General features: G+C 35.4%; 7 protein-coding genes. All 7 read right to left on the bottom strand.

Annotated elements, in window-relative coordinates; translation table 11 throughout:
- Nucleotides 1-80: 80 nt before the first annotated feature.
- Entirely contained in the window at nucleotides 81-1,130 is a 1,050-nt protein-coding gene (locus tag GA0061074_RS08780) for a BppU family phage baseplate upper protein (RefSeq protein WP_092464001.1), read from the bottom strand.
- A complete protein-coding gene (locus tag GA0061074_RS08775; RefSeq protein ID WP_137604572.1) occupies nucleotides 1,127-1,513 on the bottom strand; it encodes a hypothetical protein in 387 nt (128 codons plus the stop codon). Before GA0061074_RS08775 ends, GA0061074_RS08780 begins: the two co-directional genes overlap by 4 nt.
- Before the next feature lie 10 nt (nucleotides 1,514-1,523).
- Nucleotides 1,524-2,660 carry a GH25 family lysozyme gene (locus GA0061074_RS08770; protein ID WP_092463995.1) on the bottom strand — a complete coding sequence of 379 codons (1,137 nt, stop codon included), beginning with the start codon at nucleotides 2,658-2,660 and terminating at the stop codon, nucleotides 1,524-1,526.
- On the bottom strand, nucleotides 2,657-3,784 hold the full coding sequence (locus tag GA0061074_RS08765) for a phage tail protein (protein WP_092463993.1): 1,128 nt from the start codon (nucleotides 3,782-3,784) through the stop codon (nucleotides 2,657-2,659). Before GA0061074_RS08765 ends, GA0061074_RS08770 begins: the two co-directional genes overlap by 4 nt.
- Entirely contained in the window at nucleotides 3,784-4,620 is an 837-nt protein-coding gene (locus GA0061074_RS08760; protein ID WP_092463990.1) for a phage tail domain-containing protein, read from the bottom strand. The genes GA0061074_RS08765 and GA0061074_RS08760 overlap by 1 nt, the downstream gene beginning before the upstream one ends.
- A complete protein-coding gene (locus tag GA0061074_RS08755) occupies nucleotides 4,610-9,658 on the bottom strand; it encodes an aggregation-promoting factor C-terminal-like domain-containing protein (RefSeq protein ID WP_092463988.1) in 5,049 nt (1,682 codons plus the stop codon). The genes GA0061074_RS08760 and GA0061074_RS08755 overlap by 11 nt, the downstream gene beginning before the upstream one ends.
- Before the next feature lie 18 nt (nucleotides 9,659-9,676).
- The coding region (locus GA0061074_RS08750; RefSeq protein WP_092463985.1) for a Gp15 family bacteriophage protein at nucleotides 9,677-10,195 on the bottom strand (519 nt) is incomplete at its 5' end.

Here is a 10,195-nt window from a genome sequence, read left to right as displayed (position 1 = left end):
AAATCTAACACCATTAAATTTAAATGTTTTTGGGTCAAAACTGTACCATACTTCATTTTCCATGCTTATTACTTCCTTTCCTAGTTTCTTGGCATATCATCATTCGTGACATAAGAACCAAATACTTCCAAATCACTAGCTTCAGTCGTATTTTTGTTAAAAGTATTTTTAGTTGTTATTGAACCATCTAATTCAAGAACAATCTGTCCGCTTTCTCGATTTTCCAACCAATCAGCTTGGTGCAAATTAAGTGTTCCCGTAAAAGCAATGGGACGATAACCCACTGGTACCGTATTTGTAGGTGCAATTTGTGCATATTGCTTAAACACAACCATGCTATTTTTAATGTTAGATGCAACAGAGATTATATTGCCTGCGCGGTACAATGATAATGTGCCACCTAATAATTTAATATCAACACTATGTACTGATTCTAGATTATCTAATCGTGCTGTTTTTTGAATTGAATCAGCAATAATAGCACTGTCAGACTTACCACGAATAGCTCCTTTGACGGTTACGTCCTTCTCAAATGTATTATTAGCAGTAAAATCATTTGCAGAATTTTGTGTTGCAACCTGTTTAGCATTGATTAATGCTGTTGCCTCATCAATTGATTGCTGTAATGTGGTAATGGCTAATTTTTGTGGCTCAATACGTCCATTTAAATCAGCAATTTGTTTGTCCGCTTCTTTGATTATTTTTTCAATAGTATCAATAAAGTCTTGTGAGGCGTTCGCAGTTAAAATTACACCGTTGCCTCTGACTGAAAACGTAATCGGTACCGAAGTAATAACTATTCCCGTCGCATCAGTGACTTTTAAGTATCCTTCTTCAATGTCTCCAGCAGCTTGGTAAAATTGTGACGGAATCAACATTGAAAATAACCCACGTTCAATTGATACCATGTCATAAAAGCCATGGATAACTTTAATTTTTCCGATGCTATCTTTAATTTCAAGTGAGACATCTTGACCTGTTAAATTGTGCGGAAATTGTCCGTCCCTCAAAGAAAAATAAACAATTCTACCATCATCCCCTTGTCGGCCAGACATACTTTCAACAAGGGTAGCTTCAGTCACATTTAATTGCGTATTAATAACTACATATCTACCATCAACTTCTGTCATTGTGAATCCTCCATTAATCCATTTAATTTTAAAATAACTTTTACTTTCTCCAACCCATTATTCAATTTATCTAATGTTTTTTTATATTGACTAATTAATTCATTCAGATCACTCCCATTATCTCCAAAACTTAAATGTTTAAGATTGATATTACTAAAAGGATTTAAATGATTCACAGTTAATATATCTAATAACCCGTTATATTCTCTGATTAAATTTAATAAACTAGTTATTAAAAAAGAATATGTATTTTCATTCCAGATATTCACTGTAAAAGGACCTTTTAAGTCTGGAACTTCTGTTGTTAGAAATACACTTTCTATTGCCTGATAAGTTAACTGTATATTGTAATCAATTTCATTTAATTTGTTAGTATCAACCATATTTTCTCCCTTAAATCGCATAACTAACGGTTCCAGAAATCCAATCACCATTCCATGCATTAGTCATGTTAACTACTAATCCCCCATTAGGCTGGATTTTTAAGTGTCCCATGTTAGATAAATTTGAAATATCAATTAAAGAAGCTGTAACATCAAAAGGCGGCTTTGGTACGTCATTACTTAGTGAACCAATTTGAGTGTCGCCCTGCATATTTTGAATTGTCTTTTCAACTGAACCAATAAATGTAACAGTGACTAATTTATCATTGTAGGCATAGTTAAGCGCAGGCAATCCATACTTTAGATTAATAGTCCCTTTTGTTAATGCAATTTTTGGGGGCAGGTCATTTTTTAAAGCATATGGCTGCAAATCTTCTTTACTTAATATTGCCGGTTTCCCATTAACTGCATCCCAATGAGTATAAGCATAGGCACGATTACCATCATTATCTGAATATTGCACAATTGGAATTTTTGTTTGTACTGGCGTAACTGGCGTGTTCGAACCCTCATTACTAGACGATGATTGCTCTCCTTTAGTAAAACTTAACCAACTGCCTTTTGTTCCATAGAACTTATCTAAATCAAGATCCCCACCATAACCACTCAAATTACCAGTTGAACTATATTGATAAATTGTTGGTGCTGACCAACTACCGAATGGTGTCGTATCAGTCCAAGGAGTATCTTGATACCCAGTTGGACTTTTATCAGCATATTGAGCGCACCAGAGACCATAATCTTTTGCAACAGTTGACCAATCATAAAGATTAGTCACTGACTTACTCATATAAATGACTGGCCTGATGTTGGTTTGCTTGTAAACGTAATCAAGCCAAGTTTTGGCATAACTAACTCCTTTTACAACAACATCGCCTTCCCAATCTAAAGCAAGTAGTGCTTCACCAATGTACCCCTTGATATTATCTAAATAATATTGTGCTTCTTGTTTGGCACCTGAGCCATCTGCAAAATGATAGACACCTAATAACTTGCCAGATTTTTTCGCTTGTTGGTACTGCTTATCTGCCACTGGACTAATGTAATCAACGCCTTGAGTAACCTTAACAATGACAAAATCACCGGGAACAATTGAAAGGTTAATATTAGGCTGCCAATTAGATATGTCAATACCGTTTAGTGTCATTCTTTAACCTCCCCAACGATCCATGATTTTTTACTCTTATTACTATCTACAATTAATTGGACATTACTCTGTAGCTTGGAAACTGTTTTACCCAGAGCTTCATTACTAAGCCGCGCCTTTCGTAATCGTGTCATATTACTTGCATAATCAAATAACTTATTGCCAAATGTAACGGTATCGTTTTGTTTGGCATCTTGCGGATATCTTGTTATACCGATAATACGAACATCTACTTGCACGCCTAAACGGTCTTTAATAAATCCGGTATTACCAATTGCCACATTATTTACATCAGATAATTTAGCTCCATGTTCAAATTCAGCTCGTGCCATTGTGTACTGAACAATCGGATAATCTTGTAACTGTGACTTAATGTAATTTAACAAAGCATTCTTGTCAGTGAATCGGTCATCTTGGATAGTAGCCGCTTGTTTAATACCCCAAATAGCTTGATTTGGACTCGTGTATTCAGCTGAAACCACATAGGAACCATCTTCATTTTGCTTACCATAGCCCTTTATTTTAGTACGAATATTACTATAATCTTCAGTCCATGAAATCTTGCTGGCATTGTAACCATCAACAAATACAAATTGGTCTACTTTACCCAAAGATTTGTAAATATGAATGGTCCAATTGTCAAAGTAAAATTCAAGACCAAAATCATTTTTTAATGTGTTCATCAATAATGAATCTGCAAAATCACCACCAAAGCCATCACTAAATGAATAGTTTGAAAAACTATCGTGAATTTTATACTTGAAGTTTGTTCCTGATGTAATAAATTTCATGCAACTATCTAAGCTTTGCGTATTCATTAATCTGTCTTCCAGATACTTATCATGTAAGTCTGTCCCAACATGAACTGCTGACACCTGATAACTACGAATTTCCTCTAGTGGTGTTGGATTAACACTAGTTAATCTAAACCACTGCCCTGTTTCAGGCACAAGGACTTTTGTTTGCGGTACCATGGCTTCTGCAGCAATTTCATTTTGTTTATCTGCATTAAAACCAAACGATAGCGTACTTAATTCATTTAATGACTCGGTAATCGATAAATTATTAACCACTACCGGTACTTCATCAAGGTGGGGCGTGTAAGCATAAACTACATTTGCCATTAATAATAAAACCTCGTTTCAAATGATATTGTAAAGTCACTAGCACCACTAATTTCAAAGTTATTGTAGCCTCTTGCTAAATCAATAAAACTACGACTAGAATAATCATTTCCCAACCGCTGAATACCATTCATAATCGGTACTAAGCCAATTAATTTAAAATCATCACTTGTATTGATTGGTTTCTTGTAAGTAAAGGTTTGATTTGTCGTTCTATTCGTAATCGTTAAACCGCTTGAGGCTCTACCTTTAAATAAAATAGTAACCGGTCTTTCATCTGCTAACAGCGGAATGATTGACGGGTTATAAACTTTAAAATTAGTCGTATGAAATTGGTAGTTATAATCAGCTAGTGGAACACCTAAACTAGCATCATACTCATGGCCATTAACCGTGGCATTTTGTAGCGTTGTTGCAATACTCTCAGCTAAACCTTCATAGCATATAAGATTAACCGCAACATTCTTTGCTTTCCAATAATTACCAGAACGTGGGTACGAAAATGGCTCAGCAACGACTTTCCACCGCATGAACGGTGTTCGTAACGAAATCACATAAAAAGGCTCAACACTGCTAAATATTTGCAGTACTTTGAGCCTTTGAAGTTCATAATCAAAATTATCATGAGCAATGACATCAAATGTCAGTGGAATAGAAACCTGCGTGATTTGCGTCCCCCCTAAGGTAGCGCCATAATTACTAGTTTGCGCATAAGTATGGGCATACGCAGGTGAAGGTGGATCAAACGTTACAACACGAATACCTTCTGCACCCAAATCATAAGTTGTGCCATCTAATCGTTGAATTAAAATATCACTTTGAAATTTAGTACTCATAAGTATTACCTGTTGCTTGTCCTTTCAATTGAATATCTTGATCTTGCAGTAATTTAATCTTTGGATAAGTAGCTTTGGCCACTTCACCACTATCCAAATGGAATACCATGTGTACATCGCCACTCAAATCAATACCACCATTAGTCTGGTTCGCATTTTGAATACGTGATCCATGTGGCAGCTGAGCAATCATATTTGATTGTGCACCACTTTTAGCAGTATTAATGACTTGCGCTAACTTAGCTGCAAAACTGTTAGGTTGCTTATCGGCTGTTTCTTTAATTGAACCCAAAATAGTTTCATCAGCACTTCGGCGATTTGGATTAACTACCCATTCATCTTCACCATCAACTTCACCAACAATACCTATTCCATTGGTGCGACCACCGTTCGCATACCAATGATGATTACGCCAAAAATTATAAGCATGTTCAATGCCACCATATCGATCATTAACATAGCTCTTCATCCACTTAAGTTGAGTAATTGGATTTGTCATATAATCAGAACCAAATGGTGCCATCTTTGATGGTGGTAATGCTTGCCCAATACCATAAGCACTAGAACCAGGATTTTTAGCTCTTGGATTCCAACCAGATTCATGATTAATAATGTAATTCCATTTGTCAAAATTACCATGAATACCAGCTTGCTTTAACCAATGCTTATGTGAACCACTTGGTTTAGCTCCTGGACCGGATGCTTGATCACCACCACCATTAAATGAACCCAATAAGTTGCTCATCATATCTGCAACCCAATCAAACATGCCACCTACTTGAGACCTAATTAGTTTTTGCAGTGGTGAATCTGACTTATTAACATCTGATTTAGAACGTGCGGCACTACGTCCAAAGTTTAAGAATGTTGTTGCATCACTAAATTTTAGTCCGCTAGACTTGTAATACTTTCCATTTCCAGCATAGTTATATCCTTCTTCACTGTAACGACCATTATTAACACCCGTAACAACTGAAACGTGGTTCCCATACTTTGAACCCTTTGAATAAACTGCAACATCACCGACACTTGGCGTACTCTTATGCTTAACATGCGCACTAGTCCAGTTAGAACCATTGCCTAAGCCAGTAAATAAACTTGGCTTAACACCCACATTTGCTAAACGACTAGCAACGAAAGAAACACACTCTCTAAAGAAGTAACCCCATGGATCACCCCCTGGTGCACCTTCATCTTTGCTTTTATTCTTAAAACGATAATCATCACCTAGACCACCATTGCCACTACCAGACATCGTATCTTTTAACATGTTCCATAATTCATGCCACCAAGTATTTTGTTGTCCTTTGACACCTTTATTACCACTAACGGCTGAACCCAATGAACTAATGGCTGAACCTGCTAAATTACTGATTCCTTTAGTCATCGGACTAAATACTTTATCTTCAATGTATTTAACTGGATGCATAGCAATACCTAAGAATTCTTTAGCTTTACCTGTTGCTGATGAAATAGCATCACCGATATCTTCTGCAATATCACCAAAGAAATTCTTGACGCCACCAAACCAGTCTTTAGTACCGTTGGCAAACATATGACTACCTAATAGCTTATGAGTCACATTAGCTGGTACAACAGTTTCACCACCTTCAAAGTTAACTAGTCGATTACGGCCAGACAAAATTGTACCTTGTCCCTTATTATCAATGATCAATTCTTGACCAGTAGGACTATCAAACCCATCATTAACCATCGCCAATCCACTAGGTGCGCCAACTGTACCAGTTGCCAACTTTTTTAGAGGTTTAATTGCTTCTTTTTTACCCCCAAAATCATGAATAACACCATTAATACCGCCAACACCAGTATTAATAAAGCCGATTATTCCGTTCATACCATCTTTAGCTAATCCTTTAATGTCTTTCCAAATATCACTAAAGAAATCTCGAATACCTGTCCACATATTAGTCCACGTTTTAGAAATGCTATTACCAAAGCTAACTAAGCCACCAGTTAGTGCATCCCAAGCTTTTGATGCCGTATTTCTAATGCCATGTTTACCATTCCAGATATCATCAAAGAAATCTGCAATAGCTTGCCAGACTCTGCTCCATGTTTTTGAGATACTACTTAATACTTTGTCTAATATATTACTTACTGCATTAATAGCATCAGTAAATATTCTTTTAATACCATGCTTACCATTCCAAATTTCATCAAGAAAATCTGAAATTGCATCCCATGTTTTCATCCAAATTTTAGAAATATTTTTAAGTACGGCTTCTAAGACATTTGCAATCGCATTGATTGCATCATTAAATAATCGTTTTATACCATGTTTACCGTTCCACAATTCATTAGAAAACTCTGCGATAATATCCCATGATTTCGTCCAAACTTTAATAATTTTGTTTAGAACACCACTTAAAATATTTGAAATGCTATTAATAGCATCAGTGAATAAACGCTTAATACCATGTTTACCGTTCCAAATTTCATCAAGAAAATCAGTAATATTATTCCAAGCTTTTTGCCAAGTTTTTTGAATAGGTTGCCATATTTTCTTCAAGAAACTAGATAATCCATTCCAAATATTTTTAGCATCCTTTACTAAACTATTAAAAATATTCTTTAATGGATTTACCAAGGGCTTAGTAATGGTAATTGCAATACCAACTGGTAGTGCTAAAGCATACATCATATTTTTCCCAAAAGTTCTAGCTAACTTGATAGCTCCGTTGATGAATGAGTTCCAACCCTTTTTAAAGCCTTGAACTAAACCTTTAAACCAATCAGCAACTGCATTTGCACCACTTCCAATGGATTTACCTATTCCTTTAAAAAAGCCTGCAACATCTTTGACTAATTTATTAATTGCGTTTCGAAATTTATCATTGTGTTTGTATATTAATGCAAATGCGCCGGAAAAAGGACTTACGATAAACAATGAGAGTTCTTTCCAGTCTTTTTTTACAAATTTGATAATATCTTTAAAAAAGTCCAATACTACTTTAAAAGCATTACCAAACCATTTTGCAACTCCTTTACTAAAGTCAGCTGCTGCATCAACTAAATTATCAACAAACTCACGAAATTTTTTATTATGTTTATACAATTCAACTAAGCCTACAGCTAACCCTGCTATTGCAATGACTAAAATGCTGATTCCATTAGCATTGCTAACAGTGTTAAATACTTTTTGAGCTGCCGTAACTAATTTTAAATTTTTAATTACTAAAGAAAGTCCTCCTACAAAATCACTAAGCTTTTTAACTGCAAAACTAGCTATAAGTGCTGCACCAAGTGCTTGAATCATGTCCTTATGATTAGCAACATTCTGTAAAAGCTCATCAATTGTTTTTAATGGATCACGAGCTTGTTTACTGTTTTTATCTATCAATCCAAACATGTTAGCTACAGTTGTAAGAGTGTTTTTAGCAGCATTCCAAGCACCACCTACTAAACTACCAGCAATCTCTTTCAAACTACTAAATATGCCAGATATATTTTTAGAATGTACGGTAATATAACTAATTAACCCACTAAGTTTGTTCATCATTGATTTAGTATCAAAATTATCAATAGCATTAGCTAAATTAGATACCATTTTAATACCAACTTTGCTAGTACTATCAAAGGCTCCTTGCAGTTTATTAGTTAATCCTTCACGTAACCCATCAACAGCTTGACCAACAGTTTTATAACTAGTTGCCATTTTAGTAAAGTTGTCACTAGTACCAGCCTTAGTAATTGCATCAAATAAATCTTGTGTCGCAATTTGACCATTTTGTACTTTTTGAGTTAAATCACCAACAGACATTCCCATAGACTTCGCAACAGCAGCCATTCCAGCTGGCGATTGTTCAAGAATAAGTTTGAAATCTTCCCATGCAACTTTTGGTTTAGAGGCCATTTGTGTAGCTTGTTGGCTAAGTGTCTTCATCGCTTGTTTCGGGTCTTCTGATGCAGCAGCTAAACCACCAAATCCTTTAACTAATTCAGTAGTATTTTTAGTACCAACAGCAGCTAGCTGTGAATATGTAGAAGCCATATCAGAAGCTGAATAAATTGATTGCTGAGCAAATATTTGTAGTTCTTTCTTAACTCCTGCAATTTCTTTATCCGATTTGCCAAATTCATGCATATTACCAGTAAAGGTTTGCCATGCTTTACTAGATTCGTCTAGATCAGAAATTATGGACTCCAAACCACCGGTTAATGCTGTAGCTCCCTTAAAAATAGCATTACCTGCAAATGTCCCTAACATAACATCCTTTAAATTTGAAAACTTATGTTTGGTTTGCTCAGCTTCTTGTTGAATCTTTATTAATTCATCACTCGCATTATCATTTAGTTTAATTTGTGTAATTTTGCGTGTTGGAATCTGATTAAGCAATTTTTCATAGTTAATGATCTCGCCTCTTTGAGCTTTAGCCTCTAACTCAGTCCGAGTCTTCTTTGGTAATTGCTTTAAAAGCTTATCAAAATTTGAAATACCATGCCGATCAGCATCGACCTTCAGTCTAGTTTTAATATCCATTGGCACAGACTTTAACAAATGATTAAAGTTCGCAATCTCACCACGTTCTGCTTTAGCCTTTAATTCAGTCCGAGTTTCTTCTGGCAATTCATCAAGTAATTGGTCAAAAGTCCGAATTTCACCACGCTCAGCTTTAGCTTTCAGTTCCGTTCGAATATCTTCTGGCACTTCATTAAGTAAGTCATCAAACGACCTAATTTCAGCCGTGTGTGATTTGGCCTTTAGTTCGGTACGAGTTTCTTCTGGTAACGCAGCAAGTAAATCATCAAAACTATTAATTTCGCCTTTCTCAGCTTTGGCCAATAGCTCTGTCTTTTCTTCTTCCGGTATCTTATCTAATAATTCATTAAAATTATCAATACCTTCTTTTTCCGCTTGCGCCTCTAATTTAGCAATTAAGGGTTTCGTTCCAAATGACTTTTTAAATGTTTCGTAACCTGCTTTACCTGATGTTTCAGCTTTGGACTTAAACTCAGTCCAGGTTTCATCTGACTGATCATTTAATACTAGATCAATATCAATTTGACCGTCTGCCATATAGCTTCCTCCTTTCTTTTAGTCTGCATAACCCAAGAGACTATCAAAAATAGAAGCTGAACCTTTACCAAAGGAATCAGCTTGCTTATTTTTATCTAATTGATAATACATTTGTGCTTCTGCCATAAGACCTGCCTGCTGTGCATCATCTTTATAGTTACTCAAGTCATCATTTCTAATTTGCCTTATACGACTAATTGGTGTTTTCTCTCCCAAATTATCAAATAATGCTTTAAAAACGTCCCAATGCATCTTATCTAGTTGGGCATACAAGTCAATATGGTAGTAAGTCATAAATGAGGCATAAATGGCAGCAGCATCTTGTTCAAAATCATAGTCAGTGATATTACCAGTAGGTTCGTTTTCTGGTGTAGGTGTATCTTCATCATCAAAATTGCCATAAGGGGTTGCGTTGATATAATCAAATAGATTAGACACAATACTACCTTTTGTAGCTAAATTATCTGTATGTAAATCAAGTGAAAATAAGCTGAAACACTGATTAATTTTTTCAACATTGGTCAAGTTTTCGTCATT

It is taken from the genome of Weissella bombi, from assembly GCF_900094835.1.
Lineage (GTDB): Bacteria > Bacillota > Bacilli > Lactobacillales > Lactobacillaceae > Weissella > Weissella bombi.
The sequence above is the reverse complement of the archived record's forward strand: the minus strand, read 5'-3'. Positions and strand labels throughout refer to the sequence as shown.